The organism is Blautia sp. OM06-15AC (assembly GCF_003481425.1).
Classification (GTDB): Bacteria; Bacillota; Clostridia; order Lachnospirales; family Lachnospiraceae; genus Fusicatenibacter; species Fusicatenibacter saccharivorans.
Genome location: NZ_QULD01000001.1, coordinates 717172 through 735596, shown reverse-complemented (window position 1 = coordinate 735596; position 18425 = coordinate 717172). Strand labels below are relative to the sequence as shown.

Here is an 18425-nt window from a genome sequence, read left to right as displayed (position 1 = left end):
GATTTGCACAGTCTTTTGCTTTATACGTTGCTGATCATCGAAAGAAATGTCTTATGAATCCTCATATCCGGGTCGAGTTCTGGATGGAAGGAGAAGGCCATCTGGTTTTTATATTTTACACCGACAATCCGCTCTTCCACAACCGCGAGCACTTCCACGCCGTTCCCCACAGATGCAATATACGGCGCACGGATAAACGTCATCGGCACTGTTCCGATGCCCACAACCGATGCTTCTGTGTGGAAGCTGCCTAACTGTCGGCCGTAGGCGTTCCGCTTGATGCACATGGGAATCGTGCCGAAATACTGCTCTGGCTGTCCCTTCATCTGTCCGTCGATCGTTTCTGCCAGAAGAATTGCACCGGCACAGGTTGCGAGGACCGGCATGCCATTTTGAATCTGGCTTTTGATCGTATCGAACATGCTAAGCTCTTTTAAAAGCTTTCCCTGAACGGTACTCTCGCCGCCCGGCAGTACAAGTGCATCGTAAGGCTCGGCAAGATCGCGGGCCTGCCGCAGTTCGATGCATTCGGCGCCAAGCTGTTCTAATACTTTTTCATGTTCTGCAAATGCGCCCTGCAATGCAAGCACTCCAATTTTCATTATTTTCCTCTTTCTGCCATCAGTAAGGCGATTTCCTGCTCGTTGATGCCGACCATAGCCTCGCCGAGATCAGCGGAGAGTTCTGCGATCCGTTTGGCATCGGTGTAGTTGGTAACAGCTTTTACGATGGAAGCGGCACGTTTTGCCGGGTTGCCGGATTTGAAGATACCGGATCCGACGAAGACGCCTTCTGCTCCAAGCTGCATCATCAGTGCTGCATCGGCAGGCGTTGCCACACCGCCGGCTGCAAAGTTGACAACCGGGAGACGGCCGTTATCATGAACATACTGAACAAGATCGTATGGAACCTGCAGGACCTTGGCTGCCTCAAACAGCTCATCCTCACGCATTGAGGTCAGTTTCTGAATTTCGCTGTTCATTTTTCTCATATGGCGGACCGCTTGTACGATATCGCCGGTTCCCGGCTCACCTTTGGTACGGATCATAGACGCTCCCTCGTTGATCCGGCGGAGTGCCTCGCCGAGATCCTTTGCACCGCAGACAAACGGTACTTTGAAATTTCGTTTGTTGATATGGTAGGCATCATCCGCCGGGGAGAGAACCTCACTCTCGTCGATGTAGTCGATTTCGATGGCTTCAAGAACCTGTGCCTCTACAAAGTGGCCGATGCGGCATTTTGCCATAACCGGAATGGAAACGGCTTCCTGAATGCCGCGGATCATCTTCGGATCGCTCATACGGGAAACGCCGCCGGCTGCACGGATGTCTGCAGGAATCCGCTCCAGTGCCATAACGGCACAGGCACCAGCTTCCTCTGCGATGTGAGCCTGTTCCGGTGTGGTAACATCCATGATCACACCACCTTTTAACATCTGTGCCAGTTCTTTGTTCAGTTTGTATCTCTCATTTGCTGCTGTCATAATAATCTCCTCCCTGCCTGAGAAATATCAGGTGATAAATTTTGTTTCTGTTTTGGCTTTACTTTTGTTCTGCCTCACAGTATACTGGTAAAGTGACTATAAAAAAATCGCCAAAACAAATATATTCAGTAAGGTCAGATGAGAGGAGAGCGGTCGGATGCTGACGTATAATTTTTCCAATATAGGGTCAGATTCCCTGTATGAATATTTATATAAATGTATCAAAAACGACATATTACTGGGAAACATCCGTCCGGGAGAGAAGCTGCCGTCGAAACGAACGTTTGCAAAAAATCTGGGTATCAGCGTCATTACCGTCGAGAATGCCTATGCGCAGCTTGTTGCGGAAGGCTATCTGTACTCCATGCCAAAGCGCGGCTTTTATGCGGCTGATCTGGAAATTGAGGATTCCATGCGGGATGCGGTGCCAAAAGAGATCCTGCAGGTGGCAAACGGGGAGACTTCCTATTTTGCGGATTTTTCCAGCAACCAGACGGACAGCGAGATTTTTCCCTTCACAATCTGGACGCGGACGGTGCGTGCTGTTCTGAATGATAACCGGATCCAGCTGATGATCAATTCCCCGTGCGCCGGGATTTTAAAGCTGCGCAGTGCGATTGCAAAATATCTGCGCGAGTTTCGTGGAATGCAGGTGCTGCCGGAGCAGATTATTGTCGGCGCAGGAACGGAGTATCTGCATAACCTTCTGATTCAGCTTCTCGGGAACGATCTTGTTTATGGAGTAGAGGATCCCGGGTATCACAAAATTGCGCGGATTTATGAGAGTATGAAGGTGCGGTACGAGCCAGTGCCGCTCGACCAGGACGGTGTTTCGGTGCAGGAACTGGAAAAAAGATCGGTTGATATTATTCATACATCCCCGTCCCATCACTTTCCAACCGGGACAGTCATGCCGGTCAGCCGCCGTTATGAACTGCTCGGCTGGGCGGCAAAATCAGATCATCACTATATCATTGAGGACGATTATGACAGTGAGCTGCGTCTCGGCGGAAAGCCGTTTCCAACGCTGCAGAGCATCGATGTATCGGACAAGGTCATCTATATGAATACGTTTACGAAAACACTTGCCTCCACGGTACGGATCAGCTATATGGTGCTGCCGCAGACACTGGCGGAGAGATTTTACCGTGAGCTGTCGTTTTATTCTTGCACCGTTTCTAACTTTGAGCAGTACACACTGGCAGAGTTTATTGAGAACGGCAGTTTCGAAAAACATATCAACCGGCTGCGGAACTATTATCAGAACAAACGAGATCTGATTTTGCAGGCGCTTGAAAAGAAGCCGCTCGGTGATTACGTAACCATCGAAGAGGAAGAAGCAGGCGTCCATTTCCTGATGCATCTTTGCACCGATCAAAAAGAAGAGGAGATCGTCACGCAGGCGAAATCCCGCGGCGTAAAATTAAAGCCGCTCTCCGGCTATTACGCAGACACAGCGGAGGCGGCAAAGCAGGAAAATACGTATGTCATGAATTATTCCTCCATTGATCCGGCAGCAATGGAGCGGGCAGCGGGAGTGCTGCTTCATATTCTGCAGATACCTGGCAGATGATCTGCGAAACGAAAAGAATCGGAAGGATTGGGTGGCCGGATGCAGAGAATGATAGACACTGTTTCCAAAATGGACATGTCTGCGCATCCCCAAGTTACTGAACTGATAGAATGGAGAAAAGCATATGACGAATCGTGAAATGATGGAGATTGCCATGAGGCAGTCTGCGGAAGATATGGGATGCCATGTAGAAGATTTCAAGGCGGACAAAAATGTTGTTGTTCCCATAAATTTAGGAAAGAAAGCTCGCAAATATTTGAAAGAGCCTATTACCTGCAATCTGGTTTCCTATGGAAATAATATCATGGCAGCTTCCATACCGGAGACTATGGATCTGGTATCTGCGTATGTAGACAACTTCGAGTTTTACCACTGTTTTGAGACACCAAACATGCATTGGCTGAATGAACGTTTAGTTGAAAAAGGGCACAAAATATGTTTCATGGCAGAATACTATCTGCCGGACATCAGCCGGATACCGACTCTTTCCTGTGCCTATGTGACACGAGTATTAACACAGGAAGCTTTTGCGGATTTGTATCTGCCGGAATGGAGCAATGCGCTTTGCGAAGATCGGAAGAATCTGGATGTACTTGGCGTCGGCGCATATGATGGAAGCACGCTGGTGGGACTTGCCGCCTGTTCTGCCGATTGCGACGATATGTGGCAGATTGGTGTGGATGTCTTGCCTGAATACAGACGACAGGGGATTGCCTCTGCACTGACAAGCAGACTTACAAAAGAGATCATAAACAGGGGAAAAGTACCTTTTTACTGTACCGCCTGGTCTAATGTCAGATCTGTAAGAAACGCTGTCAAAAGCGGTTTTATACCGGCATGGGTAGAAATGACTGCAAAACCGGCAAATATTGTTGATGAGATGAATTTATGAAGGAACCTTCCCTGTCGATTCCCGCTGAATCAGCTGTGCATGCAACAAATACGTACTGATTGGGATGTGATTGAGAAGACTTGACAATGCAAAAAATCCACTTTTTCCGAGCTCCAGCCGATCTTGTCTGATGGTTGTAAGGGGCGGTGACGTACAAGCAGCAATCGGCAGATCATCAAATCCGATAATGCTGATATCATCAGGAATCTGGAATCCCAGCTGCTGACATTGCGTGAGCGTTGCACTAGCAAGGGTATCCTGGTTGCAAATAATAGCAGTGATTCCGTTTTCCAGAAAACGGGGAAGATGCTTTTCCATACATTCTGACAGATAATAAGAACAGCCGATAGCAGCAGGAGAAGTCTTCAGTCCATGCTGGTGCATGGAACGGAGAAAGGCAGCATGGCGTGCCTGGAGAACCCGGGCACCGAGGGAGCTGCTCAGATAGGCGATCTTCCGGTGTCCAAGTCCGGCAAGATAAGAGACGGCAAGCTCCATTCCCTCCTCATTATCAATACCTACATAAGCGGTGGAAGGATTCCCTACTATATAGTTGTCGAAAAGAACAGCCGGTGTGCGGCTGATTTTAAAGTCTTGAATCCAGGGATCGCTCAGGGAAAAGCCGACCACAAAAGCTCCTATATAATCATGCTCCAGCATAAAAACATCATAATGCTGGTTTCTTTGGGTCTTAATATCAACGGGTACAATTTCAACATCAAATCCGGCAGGTTCTGCCATCTGACGAAAACCCACCAGGATATCATAGGCAAAATGATGCGGTTCCTGATACCGCATATTTTCTTTTTCTATTATAATACAGACTTTTTTCGTTGGTTTCTTATAACGCCGCAGCTTCGTATAACCCAGAGCTACGGCAGTTTCCAAAACCTGTTTCCGTAAAGCATCGCTGATATCAGGCGCGTCATTGAGCGCTTTGGATACCGTGCTCTTGGAAACTCCCATTTTATCAGCAATATCCTGAATGGTAGTCATAATCGGCAATCCTTTCACAAAACAAAAAATGTAAACTCCCAGCTATCATAGGTGTCAAAAGACCTTTTGATCCCGGTATCATTATATAAAATCATAAGATAAAAAGCAATCAATACCTTGAAAAAGAAATGTTTCGTTAAGTTTCGAAAAAAGAAAGCATCCTGCACAAAAATCATCCTGAAAATTATCTGAATTTTACGAAAGCGCAGGGAAAAATGGAAATTGATTGACGAAGAAATAAAAAAGGCTTATAGTAAAGTTACGAAACAATGCGAAACAAAAGTGATCGTGTTTCTTACAAGGATGCAAAAAACAGCTTTAGAGCTATACGGGAGGAAAATGAGATGGAATTTAGCGGTGTATACCATAAAACTTCAGAACAGATGAGTTATGCCCTGGATGAGGACAGACTGATTGTCAATATCAAGACAGGATATGATGTAAAACAGGTTTTTATCCATTACGGAGATCCTTATGAAGCCGGAATTTTGGGCGGAAAAGAAAAGTGGATCGGAAAAAGAGAGGAAATGATATATAAAAAACGTCTGCCTTATCAGATCTGGTGGACAACAACGCTTCTTCCGGAATACAAAAGATGCAAATATTATTTCGAGCTGCGGACGGAAAAGGAAGTCTGGTATTATTTTGAGGATGGTTTCCTGACAGAAGAACAGCTCCGGATGGATGGCCGTATGCAGCAGTGCTTTATTGTACCCTGGATGAACCCGGCAGATATCAATCGCACACCGGCATGGGTAAACGAAACGATCTGGTATCAGATTTTCCCGGATCGGTTCTGCAACGGGACACCGGAAAAAAACGGAGATGATATCACACCCTGGAGAAATCACGGAACCGTAACAAACGAAGAAAAATTCGGAGGAAATCTGGAAGGGATCCGTCAGAGATTATCGTATCTGCAGGAACTTGGGATTACCGGTATTTATCTGAATCCGATTATGAAAGCAGAGTCCAACCACAAATATGATACGACCGATTATACAAAAATAGATCCGTCCTTTGGCGATGCAGAGACGATGAAAGCGCTTTGCAGAGAAGCACATGAAAAAGGAATCCGTATTATGGTAGATGCGGTGTTTAATCATAGTGGAAGAAAATTTGAGCCGTGGATAGATATCCTGGAGCATGGAAAAGAGTCTCGTTATGCGGACTGGTTTATGGTAGAAGGCTGGGAACAGGTTCAAAAAAGGGGAGATACCAGAGACCGACGGTTCTATTCCTTTGCATTTACAGACGGGATGCCAAAGCTGAATACAAACAACGAAGAGGTGATACAGTATTTCTGTAAAATCTGTGAGGACTGGGTACGGGAGTTTGATATCGACGGAATTCGTTTCGATGTAGGAAACGAAGTGTCGCACAGGTTCTTAAAGCGGATAAGGGAGCATTTAAAAACGATAAAGCCGGATATTTATCTTCTGGGGGAAATCTGGCATGATGCAAGCCAGTGGCTGCAGGGAGATGAATATGATTCTGTCATGAACTACCCGCTGCTGAGCGGAATCCATGATTTCTTTCTTGATAAAACAATGAAAAAAGAAGAATTTGAATATATGGTAAACCGTTGCTATACCATGTATATGCAGCAAAATAACGATGTACTTTTTAATCTCCTGGATTCCCACGATACCGAGAGGCTGATGAACCGTTTTCACGATCTGGACAAGTTCTACCAGCAGCTTGCAATCCTTTTTACGCTTCCGGGAAGCCCCTGTATTTATTATGGAACGGAGATCGCAATGGAAGGCGCTCATGATCCGGACTGCAGAAGATGTATGCCTTGGAGTGAAATTGAAAGCGAAGAGAATCAGAAAAAAATTGCAACGATGCGGAAACTGATCATGCTTCGAAGAAATGAAAAAGTGTGCAGAAGCCTGCATTTCCATTTTCCGAATGGTTATGAAAATGATCGGTGTGTAGAGTATATTAAACTAGACGAAGAGGGAAATAAAATCGAAGTTCTGCTCAACGCATCGGATGAGGAGATAAAAGTAAAAGGAGACGGGGAAGTACTTTTTGCCCGGGAATTTGATGGAGAGATACTTGGTGTAAATGGAACGTTAATTCGCAGGATGTAAGGGTTTCACCTGTTAGAAATATGTGCAGACAGGCACAAAAAAAGCATGTTTTCTGGAAAAGCCACCGGAAAACATGCTTTTTTGATCTCTTGACTCGCCAAAAACATAAGTAAGGAGCCATTTTTCGAAGGAAAATGAGCGGATTACGAATGTTTTTGAAGATTGCGTGAGTGCAAAGCACATAGCAATCTGGTATCGCAGTGATCAGACGTTTAAAATACCGAACGACTGCAGCAGCAGCGCGGCAAGGAGCACGGGTGCAATAAACTTCACCATGACGATATACAGCCTCTTTCGACCGAACTTATATCCTCCCAGCGTCACCTCATCGATGATGACCTGCGGCTTTACAACCCATCCGATCAGAATACAGGAGAGAAGTGCAACAAGCGGCATCAGAAGGTTATTGCTGATAAAATCCATGACATCCAGGATCTGAGCCGTTGCGCCATTTGGAAGCTTCAGTTCAAAATAAAGCGCATTGTAGCCGAGGCACACGATGATACCGACGAGACATGCATAAACGGTTACAATAACCGTGCTTTTCTTTCTGCTGATGTGAAATTTGTCGATCATACAGGAAACAATGGACTCCATGACCGATACGGAAGATGTAATGGCTGCAAAGGAGACCATAAGAAAGAAAATGGTTCCGATTACGCCGCCTGCTGCTCCCATGGACTGAAAGACCTTCGGCAGGGAGACAAACATCAGACCAGGGCCAGCGGACATACCCTCTGCTCCCATAAAGGTAAATACAGCAGGAACGATCATCAAACCGGCAAGCAGCGCAACAATGGTGTCAAAAATCTCAATCTGATTGATCGATTTCATCAGGTTTGTTTCTTTTTTTACGTAGGAACCGTAGGCAACCATGATACCCATCGCAACGCTGATCGAAAAGAAAAGCTGTCCGAGTGCATCGACAAAGACGGTGAAAAATTTCTGCGGCGTCATTCCCTTAAAATTCGGAACGAGATAAATTTTCATACCCTGCAGTCCCGTACGGACGACACCGTCTGCATCGGTATGGGTCAGGGTCAGAGAAAAAACAGAAATTCCGATGATTAAAATCAGAAGGATCGGCATCAGAATTTTGCTGTAGTTTTCAATTCCCTTATTGACACCACGATATACAACGAATGCGGTAAGAAAAAGATAGATTCCCAACCACACAATCGGCTGCCATGTACCGGTAATATAGCCGGTAAAGTAACCATCCTCGGCAGCAGCAGTGCCATGTCCGGTGAGAAACACAGACAGGTATTTTAATACCCAGCCGCCAATGGAGCAGTAGTAAGGCAGGATGACAACCGGCACGATACTGGCGAGAAGGCCAAGACCGTTCCAGCCCGGGTGAATTTTACCGTAAGCGACAAGCGGACTTTGTCCGGTTTTTCTTCCGATGGCAATATCAGTTGTCAGCAGGGTAAATCCAAAGGTCAGAGCCAGTACGATATAAACTAAAATAAAGGTTCCGCCTCCGTCTTTTGCGGCAAGATAAGGGAAACGCCAGATATTTCCCAGTCCAACCGCGCTTCCTGCAGCAGCAAGCACGAAGCCGATCGATCCGGTAAAGCTGCCGCGCGTATGTTTCTTTTCCATATAAGATACATCTCCTTATTGATAGACTGACTGTTTTTAACAGCCGAATACTTCTATTATAAAGTTCGGACGATACTTCGTCAACCAGAAGATCTATAGATTGACAATTTCGATTAGTTGTACTATCATCTAATTAGTTGTATATGCATCTATTTGAAACAGATCGAGAATGGACAGGAGGAACAGAAAAATGGATCCAACAGAACGGAAAATAACAAAAATAGCGCGGGAAGCCGGGAAATTTACGGTGCAGGCAATGAAAGAAGAAGGCATCGGTACGGCAGAATTTGACTTTATCCATCTGGTGCGCCATCATCCAGGCATCACCCAGACGGAAGTGCGCGAACAGTTAAAGATTGATAAAGGAGCCGCTGCAAGGCGCGCTGCAAGCCTTGAGACAAAGGGATATCTGATCCGGAAACCGAATCCGTGGGACGGCAGAAGCCAGCTTCTGTATGCTACGGAAAAAGCAGAATCCTTGAAAAATTCCAAAGCAGAAATTGAAACGGTTTTTTATGAATGGCTGCTTTTGGAGCTTCCGGAAAAGGAGGCAGAAAGCTTCTGCGAAACACTGGACAAGCTGTACTGGAAATCGAAGAGAGAACGGCAGAATCATTTTGCGGAACTTTCAAAAATTTTAAGGGAAAAAGCAGATAAAACAATAAAAGCAACAGCAGAAGGAGGCAGCAGCGATGAAGGATGAAACCTTTCGCCCGAACCGGATGCTCTCTTACTTTCAGGAAGAATGGAAAATTCTCTTTTTTGTTACGGTTTCCGGTCTCATCTATAATCTGGGACTTCTTGCAGGCCCCTGGTTTGAGGGAAAAATGACAGGAAAGCTGGTTGATCTCCTCGGCGGCACAGGAACCTTCCACCAGATGCTGATGCTGGTCACGGCCTATGTCGTGAGTATTGGCATTGTGCAGGTTTCCCGCTATTTCAAACGGTTCTATGTCAGAAGATTTGCCAACAACGTCAACCGGCATATGAAGCAGATTCTTTACGGAACGCTGGTTCGCAAAAGCCGTTTGGAGCTGGAAGCGGAAGGTACCGGAAATATACTGACGAAGGCCATTCTCGATGTAGACGATTGCGTAGAAGGAATGCGGAAATTTACAACGGAAATCTTTGATACCGGTGTTGCTCTTCTCGCCTATGCGTGTATGCTGCTCTGGTACGACTGGCGCCTGGCTCTTCTCTGCATGATTTTCCCACCCATTTCCTACGTGATTGCCGAAAAGATGAAGGTCATGGTACAGAAAACGGGCGCTGCCTATAAGGTACAGTCGGGTGCATTAAGTGCTGCAACCCTGGACCGTGCGACAAATGCCATCACGTATCGTGTCTTTGGCTGTGAGGAGGACAGAAAGGCCGCTTATGAGGAGAATCTTTCGGCTTACGAATCTGCCGCTGTGCGCGCCAATATCTGGAACACAGCTATGCCGCCGATTTATCGTATGATCTCGATGACGAGCATTCTGTTTATCCTGTATTTTGGAGGCAGGAACGTCCTGCATGAGGGTTGGACACCGTGGACCATTGCTGTATTTACCACATTTTTGTCCTGCTACACGAAGCTTGCCACCAAATCATCGAGCGCTGCGAAACTTTTTAATGCGGTACATAAAGCGCAGGTTTCCTGGAAACGAATTAAACCTTTGCTGCAGAATTCCAAAACAGAACCGGAGCTTCCGGCCGCAGCACCTGCAGAGCTTAACGTCGATCACCTGCATTTTGCTTATCCAAACGGAAAAGAGATCATCCATGACCTGTCGTTTCAAGCGTCTCCTGGCCAGATCATCGGTGTGACGGGACCTGTCGCATGCGGAAAGTCAACGCTTGGAAAGACTTTTCTCTGCGAGTCGCCGTATGAGGGAAGCATCACCTTCGGCGGAAAAGAACTTGGAAAAATGGAAAAAGCAGACCGGAACCGCATGGTCGGTTATCTTGGCCATGACCAGGAGCTGTTCCATGGAAGTGTGGAAGAGAATATCCGTCTCGGGGGAAAAGAGGGCGCAGAGGAGATGATCCGAGTCGTCTGCCTGGAAGATGAAGTGAAAGCAATGGAAAACGGAATCCATACCCTGGTCGGAACGGGCGGTATCCGCCTCTCCGGTGGTCAGGCGCAGCGCCTTGCCCTTGCGCGAACCCTGTACCACAAACGGCCGGTTCTGGTTCTCGACGATCCGTTTTCGGCACTCGACAAAGAGACGGAGGCACAAATTTTTGTAAATTTAAAGGAGCTGGCAAAAGACTCTATTATAATCCTCATTTCCCATCGCCTCTATCTGTTCGACCAGATGGATCAGGTCATCTGGATGGATGAGTGCCATACGAAGGTCGGCACACATGAAGAACTCCTTGCAACGGTTCCGTCCTACGCAGAGCTCTGCAGCAATCAGACGAAGGGAGGAAGCTTTTGATGCAAAAGAAAGAATCTGTATTGCGGGTAATCAAAGAAACCGTTCGAAAACACGGCGTTTTATCAGCCGCACTTTTGGGAGTCGTCTGTGGTGCGGTTATTTTCGCACTGCTCCCGCCTCTTGTGCTGGCACAGCTGATTGACCTTTTGACAAAGAAGCATACCCTCTGGATGGAAGGAATTCTGCTGTATTTCGGACTTCTTGCCCTGACGGGTCTTCTGGAGTCGGCACGAGAGAGTCTTCTGACGGTATTCGGCCAGAAAATTACACATGCACTCCGAAGCAGTCTGATGGAAAAGTTCGGACGCCTTTCCGCCAACGAGCTGAACCGCCAGGAGCCGGGCGCTCTCGTATCAAGATTTGTCGGTGACGTCGACACAGTGGAAAACCTGTTTACCTCCGGGATCATCAGTATGTTTGCCGATGCGTGCAAAATCTTAAGCATTCTTGCCGTCATCTGGGTGACTAATCGTGGACTTACGATTGTTCTGATTATTTTACTCCCTGTTCTGTTCCTCTTTACCCGTTACATCCAGAAAAACATGCTGACCTCCCAGATTGCCAATCGCCGTGCAGTCAGCCGTGCTTCGGGTCACGTTCCGGAGACGCTGCACAACATCCGTACCATCCACTGTCTGCAGAAAGAGACGTATATGGAGCAGCAGTATGCGCACTATATTGATGACAGCTACAGCGCAATGGAGAAGACCAATTTTTACGATGCCGTCTATTCTCCGGTCATCCTGATTTTAAATGCCATTGTTGTTGCTGTTGTCATGCTGCTTTCGGCCTCCGGCAATTCGACCGTTTTAAAGCTGTTCGGCATGTCCGCCGGAACCGCCGTTGCTGTTATAAACTATATTTCCCAGATCTTTGCTCCGGTCGAAAGTCTTGGTATGGAAATCCAGACAATTCAGTCTGCGTTTGCCGGTATGGAAAGAATCAATGAATTTTACAGCCTGGAAGAGAAGAAAGAGCCGGCTGCGCTGACTGAAAATACAGATTACGGCATAGCGGCTGAGCTAAAAAATGTGACGTTTGGATATGACGAAAGCCAGGTCATCTTAAACGATGTAAGTCTGCAGATCAAAAAAGGCGAGCAGGTAACACTTTTGGGACGAACGGGTGCCGGAAAGAGTACTATTTTCAAACTGCTGCTCGGTTTATATGAGCCACAGAAAGGAATGGTTCTGATTTGGGGCGTTCCATCTGTCGATCTGCCGGATGCGAAGAAACGAAAGGTTTTCGGCTATGTGGAGCAGTCGTTCCACATGGTGCCGGGATCGGTAAAAGACCAGATTACTTTGTATGATGCAAAGATTTCGGATACAGATGTAAAAAAAGCAGCAGAGCTGACCGGACTTGCAAAGACCATCGAGGCGCTTCCGGACCAATATGATACGATCTGTACACAGGATCTCTTCTCACAGGGTCAGTGGCAGCTCCTCTCGATTGCCCGTGCAGCCGCAGCGGAGCCTGAAATTCTGCTCCTCGATGAGATTACCGCAAACCTTGATGCAGAGACGGAAAAAATGGTATTAAATGCATTGCAAAGGGTTTCCAAAAACCGTACCGTAATTTCCATTTCCCACCGAACTATGGCAGAAACGGGACGCGTGATTCCAATTTCATAATTTCTTTTCGTTCATTAAATTTTTGAAACAAAGCGTGCCGGATGCATTCTGACAAAAAAAGATGCGCCGACACGCTTTCTTTGTCCCGCCAGGCAGAACAAAATAGAGCGGAGGAGCGAGTTTCAATTGACACAAAAAAGGGGAGCAAGTACAATAAAAGTAACGAAAAGAGAGGAGGCGGTATTCAGTTGAAAAAGAGAAAATGGAAATTCCGCATCGCAGGCGGCGCTGTCACGCTGCTGGGCATCTATCTGATGGCGGTCGGCTACGGAGAGACGATCACACTCACCATCGCCACGGTTGTCCTGATTTTCGGCATTGCCATCTGGTCCATGGCAACCCCGGAGAACTACAATTCCATGACGGATATGATTGCCATGATCTCCATGGAGAAGCCGCGGAAAATCGAAGAATTTTATGAGGCTTACAAGAACGTCGATACACCGTTCGGTTCTGCATGGCTTGCAAAATTCTACACGATGCGGCAGAAAGCACTCGTTTTCGGACCGGACGCCAAGGGAGAATATCTCTACTTCTGGCTGACCAAAGACGGTCATGTCGGTTATTTGGGATATTCCTTCATCGAAGGCTTTATCAAAAAGAAACTCACCACACCCGTGTATCCGATTCATGAAGATGTTGCAGAGAACCTCGCAGACCATCTAAGCTACCATTCCGATCTGATGATGTTCCAGAGCGAATTAAAAGCGAATCTGGAGCATTTCGTCAAAACTGGAACGGTACAGCCGTTTCAGAAGATTTCGGCGTCCCAGATTTACACTTTCACGGAGGATTACCGCCTGACGGGCCAGCATTTCGATCTGGAGGATACAGACGGAAACCTGGTTTACGAGATCGACAGCACCGTGCCGCTGAAAACATTTTATATCTACGATGCGATGCACACCGAAATCTTCCGTATGACGAAGGAACTGCTCCACGCGCTGCCGACGTACCGTTTTTATCTGTACGGCGAGCCGTATGGTGTGTTGAAAAAGCAGTTTGCACTCGTACGGGATCAGTTCTCGATGGAACTGCCGGAGGGAAAACTGGAACTCCGGGAATACGCCGGCTCCATCGGCCACAATTACTCGGTAAAACTGAACGGAACTATGATCGGCGCCATCGTCGACAATATGGATCTTACCGTCGGAAACATCATGTTCGACAATGCGTTTCTGATTGTCTACGATGCAAAATATCTGCCGCAGCTGACCGCACTCGCTGTGATGGCGGCAAGAGAACTGGCACGCGACAAAGACGGCGGTCTTTCCAATCGGTCCTGACAAAAGAAAGAGAGGGGAATCTATGAGAAAAACGACAAAATTGTTTTTGGGTTTTACAGCAGGACTTCTGCTTCTGTGCGGCTGCTCGGCGGCAGAAGAAAAGTTAGGGTATGAAAACGCGGATGTGGCAAAAGAAGCCCTTGCATCGGCTTCGTCCGTCCGCATGCGCTGTGATCTGGATAACGTTGACGCTTCGGGAAACATTTATGCGGATGAAAAGGCTGCCGCGTATATGAAAAACAGCGGTCTCTTTGATCAGACCTGGACGATCTCTATTTCCGGCGAAGAATGGTTCCATATGAAAATTGTGACGGACGAAGAAATCAATAAGATGACAAAATCCGCTACTACCTATGCATTCTATGATCCGGACAACAACCTGCTTGGCTATGCACAGGAGCGCGTGACGACACCGGATCAGATGCCGGAAGCGTATTACATTATTTTTCTCGATGCAGATCTGAACGAAAAACCATATTACGCATCAGAGGATGGACATACCATTTATACAGAGGGCGGAACGGTGATCGGTTCTGCGAAAAAAGAGATGGACTGGTCCGGTTCACAGTGCAATCTCTATGTGAACCTGGAGGATAACGGTACGCAGGTGATGGATTTCCAGGATAAATACGCCTTGCTCGATATGATGTACGATGAGGCAAATGAGTATTACAAAGATAACAAGTAAGGCGGAGGAAAAAGGCAGTTGAAAAAGAGAATATATACAGCCGCTGGTCTTTTTCTTGCCGCCGCTCTGGTGCTTGGCGGCTGCGGAAAAGAAAGAGTGCCGGAATCTGAGTTTGCAACTGCGGATGAGGCAAAAGAGGCGCTTACATCGGCAGAAACCATAGAAATCTACTTTGACCTGTATGGAAGTAAACGAAAGACGAAGATTGTGGCAGACGGAAAAGTGGCGGGCTATCTTCAGAAGAATACGGTCTATATCAACGAGGAGGAGTGGTTTTCGATTGACTATGTGGAGGATGAGCCCATCAATGACAGAGAAGGCTCCGGCACGACGTACGGCTATTACGACGCATCCGGTACGTGTCTTGGCTATGCGCAGGAGCAGTATGTGGATACCTCCTATGGAAAAGATACAAGACTGATTTTCCTTGATGTAGATGAAACGCCGCTCGATTACCAGAGTTCGAGAAGCGGCAGGATTCTGTATGATGAAAATGACGAGGAGATCGGCAGCGGAAAGATCGGGCGATCAGGGGTCAGTCTTCTTGACCAGTGGTACACGAATCTTTACTGTGCCGTCTTTAAGACCGAGACGGACGGCACGCGGCAGATTGATTTCATGGACCGGATGGCGATGCTGTGGCGTCTGGAGCGCGATTACCGCTCAATTGACGACAATCCTGTCAACACCGGCGTGCAGATTTATGAAACGGTTGCCGTTGTTTTTGTGCTGATCCTGTTGATTGGTTCGTCTTTCTCAAAATGGAGACAAAAAAAGAAAAATTAAAGGGAATGCTCGCTTCCTGGACGGCTGGTTTTGAGAAAAAACCACTGACAGGAAGGGGGCATTTTATACGCTTGTGAATCTTGCACAATTTCTGGTTTCATGCTAAAATTGTGCAGGTATGACGTTTGTTATACTTCTTATATTTATTCTTGAGAAAAGGTATGAAATACAAATGAACGATACAGAAACAAAAAACACAGCGGTAAAAGCGCCGGCACTGATGTCCACGCGGCCTGTGACAGCACAGGATGCGCTGGATCAGTGTGAGAAGCTTTCGCCTATGATGGTACATTATTGCCAGACGAAGACGGGCTTGACTGACCCGGCTAATACCATTTTGTTTTACCGCTTAGGTGATTTCTACGAAATGTTCTTCGAAGATGCCACCCTGGTATCCAAAGAACTTGAGCTTACGCTGACCGGAAAGGACTGCGGCATGGAGGAGCGCGCTCCGATGTGCGGTATCCCGTATCACGCTGCAGAAGGGTATATCAACCGTCTTGTAGAGAACGGCCATAAGGTTGCGATCTGCGAGCAGATGGAGGACCCAAAGCAGGCAAAGGGCATGGTAAAGCGCGAAGTCATCCGCGTTGTCACACCGGGTACGACGCTGATCCCGCAGGGACTTGATGAGACGAAGAACAACTACATCATGTCGATCGTCTGCATGGAGGGATGCTTCGGTATCTCTACGGCAGATATCTCCACCGGCCAGTGCCTCGTCACGGAAATGGACAAGCCTCGCCGCCTTGTGGATGAGATCACGAAGTTTATGCCGGCGGAAATCATCTGCAATCAGTCGTTCCTGCTCTGCGGGATCGATGTGGAGGATCTCCGGACCCGCCTTCATATCTGCGTGAATGCATTGGAAGACTGGTATTTCGACGATGATATCTGCCGCCGTACGCTGCAGGAACAGTTCCATGCTGCTACGATGGAAGGCCTTGGCATCGCCGATTACAACTGCGGAACAATTGCAGCCGGTGCGCTGTTCCAGTATCTGCACGAGACACAGAAATCGGATCTGTCTCACATGAACTCGATTACACCGTATGTGACGGACAAATATATGCTGATCGACAGCTCCAGCCGCCGGAATCTGGAACTGGTGGAAACGCTGCGGGAGAAGCAGAAACGCGGCTCCCTCCTCTGGGTTCTCGACAAAACCCGCACGGCGATGGGCGCGCGTCTTCTGCGAAGCTACGTGGAGCAGCCATTGATCGACGAGGATGAAATCAATGCAAGACTCGATGCTGTAGAGGCTCTAACGGGGCAGGCGATGCTCCGCGAGGAAATCCGTGAATACCTCCGTCCGGTTTATGACCTTGAGCGTCTCGTCGGAAGAATCAGCTACCAGTCCGCGAATCCGCGTGACCTGATCGCCTTTAAATCGTCGCTGCAGATGCTGCCTTACATCAAGCAGCTCTTAAACTCGTTTGACGGCGGCGCTTTGGCGCAGATTCAGGAGGATCTCGACCCGCTGGAAGACCTCTATCAGCTTGTCGATGCGGCAATCGTGGATGATCCACCGTATCTGATGCGCGACGGCGGTATGATCAAAGACGGCTACAACGAGATGGTCGATAATTACCGCCATGCAAAGACAGAAGGAAAGCAGTGGCTGAGTGAACTTGAGGCGAGTGAGCGGGAGAAAACCGGTATCAAAAACATGAAGGTCAAGTACAACAAGGTATTTGGCTATTATCTGGAAGTTACGAACTCGTTTAAAGACCTTGTACCGGATTACTATACCAGAAAACAGACGCTGACGAACGCCGAGCGCTACATCACACCGCGTCTGAAGGAGTTGGAAGATACGATTCTTGGCGCAGAGGACAAGCTGTACGCTCTGGAATATGATCTTTTCTGTACGGTGCGCGATACGGTTGCCGGTGAGGCGGAGCGGATTCAGCGCACGGCGCAGGCTCTGGCACGGCTCGATGTGTATGCATCACTTTCCTACGTTGCCGAGCACAATCACTATGTGCGTCCGAAGCTGAACAGCCGAGGAAAGATTGATATCAAGGATGGCCGTCACCCAGTGGTCGAGAAGATGATTCCAAACGATATGTTTATCGCAAACGATACCCTGCTTGACAACGGTGACCACCGCGTTTCCGTCATCACCGGACCGAACATGGCCGGTAAATCGACGTATATGCGCCAGACGGCCCTCATTGTGCTGATGGCACAGATCGGTTCGTTTGTTCCGGCTTCGAAGGCAAACATCGGTATTGTGGACCGGATCTTTACCCGTGTCGGCGCATCCGATGACCTGGCAAGCGGCCAGAGTACGTTTATGGTTGAGATGACGGAGGTGGCGAATATTCTTCGGAATGCAACCTCGAACAGTCTGCTGATTCTCGATGAGATCGGAAGAGGAACGAGTACGTTCGACGGTCTTTCGATCGCCTGGGCGGTGATTGAGCATGTGGCGAATCCGAAGCTGCTCGGCGCAAAGACACTGTTCGCTACGCATTACCATGAGCTGACTGAGCTTGAAGGAAAGCTTCCGGGCGTGCACAACTACTGTATTGCCGTCAAGGAAAAGGGCGACGATATCGTATTCCTGCGTAAAATTGTACAGGGCGGCGCAGATAAGAGCTACGGTATCCAGGTAGCGCGTCTTGCGGGAGTGCCGGAGTCAGTGCTCTCCCGGGCGCAGGAGCTGGTGGAGCAGCTGAGCGATGCCGATATCACTGCTGCGGTCAAGGATCTGACCATGCAGAAGAAACCGAAGGCAAAGCCGGTTCACTACGACGAGGTCGATATGGCACAGATGTCGCTGTTCGATACGGTGCAGGACGATGATATCATCAAAGAGCTCTCGGAGCTTGATATCTCGAATATGACACCGATGGATGCTTTAAATACCCTGTACCGTTTCCAGGGAAAGGTGAAAAACCGCTGGAAATAGGGGAATACTGGATCAGAACATAAGTTAGAATCAATCCGAAACA

General features: G+C 47.9%; 14 protein-coding genes. 10 read left to right on the top strand and 4 right to left on the bottom strand.

Going from position 1 to position 18425, the window contains the following annotated elements; all coding sequences use genetic code 11:
- Window positions 1-20: 20 nt before the first annotated feature.
- Both pdxT and pdxS read right to left on the bottom strand, forming a co-directional pair.
- Window positions 21-602: a pyridoxal 5'-phosphate synthase glutaminase subunit PdxT gene (gene pdxT / locus DXB83_RS03550; RefSeq protein WP_117804959.1), complete on the bottom strand. Its 582-nt coding sequence runs from the start codon at window positions 600-602 to the stop codon at window positions 21-23.
- Window positions 602-1483 carry a pyridoxal 5'-phosphate synthase lyase subunit PdxS gene (pdxS, locus tag DXB83_RS03545; RefSeq protein WP_117804960.1) on the bottom strand — a complete coding sequence of 294 codons (882 nt, stop codon included), beginning with the start codon at window positions 1481-1483 and terminating at the stop codon, window positions 602-604. Before pdxS ends, pdxT begins: the two co-directional genes overlap by 1 nt.
- Before the next feature lie 157 nt (window positions 1484-1640).
- Here pdxS and pdxR point away from each other — a divergent pair, with 157 nt between their 5' ends.
- The gene (gene pdxR, locus DXB83_RS03540) at window positions 1641-3056 is read left to right on the top strand and encodes a MocR-like pyridoxine biosynthesis transcription factor PdxR (protein ID WP_117804961.1); all 1416 of its coding nucleotides are present in this window, start codon (window positions 1641-1643) and stop codon (window positions 3054-3056) included.
- Window positions 3057-3180: 124 nt separating this feature from the next.
- Window positions 3181-3948, top strand: a complete 768-nt coding sequence (locus tag DXB83_RS03535; protein WP_117804962.1) for a GNAT family N-acetyltransferase — start codon at window positions 3181-3183, stop codon at window positions 3946-3948.
- Here the strand turns inward: DXB83_RS03535 and DXB83_RS03530 are convergent.
- Complete coding sequence (locus DXB83_RS03530) at window positions 3943-4944, bottom strand: LacI family DNA-binding transcriptional regulator (RefSeq protein WP_117804963.1); 1002 nt, start codon at window positions 4942-4944, stop codon at window positions 3943-3945. The genes DXB83_RS03535 and DXB83_RS03530 overlap by 6 nt on opposite strands.
- 344 nt (window positions 4945-5288) lie before the next feature.
- On the opposite strand from DXB83_RS03530, the gene DXB83_RS03525 reads away from it, so the two are divergent.
- On the top strand, window positions 5289-7043 hold the full coding sequence (locus DXB83_RS03525) for a glycoside hydrolase family 13 protein (protein ID WP_117761516.1): 1755 nt from the start codon (window positions 5289-5291) through the stop codon (window positions 7041-7043).
- A 204-nt stretch (window positions 7044-7247) separates the two neighbouring features.
- Here DXB83_RS03525 and DXB83_RS03520 read toward each other — a convergent pair whose 3' ends face one another.
- Window positions 7248-8648, bottom strand: a complete 1401-nt coding sequence (locus DXB83_RS03520; protein WP_117508917.1) for a sodium-dependent transporter — start codon at window positions 8646-8648, stop codon at window positions 7248-7250.
- A 190-nt stretch (window positions 8649-8838) separates the two neighbouring features.
- Here DXB83_RS03520 and DXB83_RS03515 point away from each other — a divergent pair, with 190 nt between their 5' ends.
- The 7 genes from DXB83_RS03515 (at window position 8839) to mutS (ending at window position 18382) form a co-directional block, all read left to right on the top strand.
- Complete coding sequence (locus DXB83_RS03515; protein ID WP_117804964.1) at window positions 8839-9351, top strand: MarR family winged helix-turn-helix transcriptional regulator; 513 nt, start codon at window positions 8839-8841, stop codon at window positions 9349-9351.
- Entirely contained in the window at window positions 9341-11071 is a 1731-nt protein-coding gene (locus DXB83_RS03510; protein WP_117804965.1) for an ABC transporter ATP-binding protein, read from the top strand. Before DXB83_RS03515 ends, DXB83_RS03510 begins: the two co-directional genes overlap by 11 nt.
- Window positions 11071-12705: an ABC transporter ATP-binding protein gene (locus DXB83_RS03505; RefSeq protein ID WP_117804966.1), complete on the top strand. Its 1635-nt coding sequence runs from the start codon at window positions 11071-11073 to the stop codon at window positions 12703-12705. The genes DXB83_RS03510 and DXB83_RS03505 overlap by 1 nt, the downstream gene beginning before the upstream one ends.
- A gap of 188 nt (window positions 12706-12893) precedes the next feature.
- Window positions 12894-13991 (top strand): hypothetical protein, encoded by a 1098-nt coding sequence (locus DXB83_RS03500; RefSeq protein WP_117508921.1) that lies wholly within the window; start codon window positions 12894-12896, stop codon window positions 13989-13991.
- 22 nt (window positions 13992-14013) lie between these two features.
- Window positions 14014-14679, top strand: a complete 666-nt coding sequence (locus DXB83_RS03495; RefSeq protein WP_055228134.1) for a hypothetical protein — start codon at window positions 14014-14016, stop codon at window positions 14677-14679.
- Between the two features lie 18 nt (window positions 14680-14697).
- A complete protein-coding gene (locus DXB83_RS03490) occupies window positions 14698-15465 on the top strand; it encodes a hypothetical protein (RefSeq protein ID WP_117508922.1) in 768 nt (255 codons plus the stop codon).
- 280 nt (window positions 15466-15745) lie between these two features.
- The gene (gene mutS, locus DXB83_RS03485; protein ID WP_117509147.1) at window positions 15746-18382 is read left to right on the top strand and encodes a DNA mismatch repair protein MutS; all 2637 of its coding nucleotides are present in this window, start codon (window positions 15746-15748) and stop codon (window positions 18380-18382) included.
- Window positions 18383-18425: the final 43 nt, after the last annotated feature.

What these genes read in the sequence shown, in the direction of transcription:
- pdxT (WP_117804959.1), bottom strand. Translation starts at nt 602, where the DNA reads ATGAAAATTGGAGTGCTTGCATTGCAGGGCGCATTTGCAGAACATGAA.
- pdxS (WP_117804960.1), bottom strand. Translation starts at nt 1,483, where the DNA reads ATGACAGCAGCAAATGAGAGATACAAACTGAACAAAGAACTGGCACAG.
- pdxR (WP_117804961.1), top strand. Translation starts at nt 1,641, where the DNA reads ATGCTGACGTATAATTTTTCCAATATAGGGTCAGATTCCCTGTATGAA.
- DXB83_RS03535 (WP_117804962.1), top strand. Translation starts at nt 3,181, where the DNA reads ATGACGAATCGTGAAATGATGGAGATTGCCATGAGGCAGTCTGCGGAA.
- DXB83_RS03530 (WP_117804963.1), bottom strand. Translation starts at nt 4,944, where the DNA reads ATGACTACCATTCAGGATATTGCTGATAAAATGGGAGTTTCCAAGAGC.
- DXB83_RS03525 (WP_117761516.1), top strand. Translation starts at nt 5,289, where the DNA reads ATGGAATTTAGCGGTGTATACCATAAAACTTCAGAACAGATGAGTTAT.
- DXB83_RS03520 (WP_117508917.1), bottom strand. Translation starts at nt 8,648, where the DNA reads ATGGAAAAGAAACATACGCGCGGCAGCTTTACCGGATCGATCGGCTTC.
- DXB83_RS03515 (WP_117804964.1), top strand. Translation starts at nt 8,839, where the DNA reads ATGGATCCAACAGAACGGAAAATAACAAAAATAGCGCGGGAAGCCGGG.
- DXB83_RS03510 (WP_117804965.1), top strand. Translation starts at nt 9,341, where the DNA reads ATGAAGGATGAAACCTTTCGCCCGAACCGGATGCTCTCTTACTTTCAG.
- DXB83_RS03505 (WP_117804966.1), top strand. Translation starts at nt 11,071, where the DNA reads ATGCAAAAGAAAGAATCTGTATTGCGGGTAATCAAAGAAACCGTTCGA.
- DXB83_RS03495 (WP_055228134.1), top strand. Translation starts at nt 14,014, where the DNA reads ATGAGAAAAACGACAAAATTGTTTTTGGGTTTTACAGCAGGACTTCTG.
- mutS (WP_117509147.1), top strand. Translation starts at nt 15,746, where the DNA reads ATGATGGTACATTATTGCCAGACGAAGACGGGCTTGACTGACCCGGCT.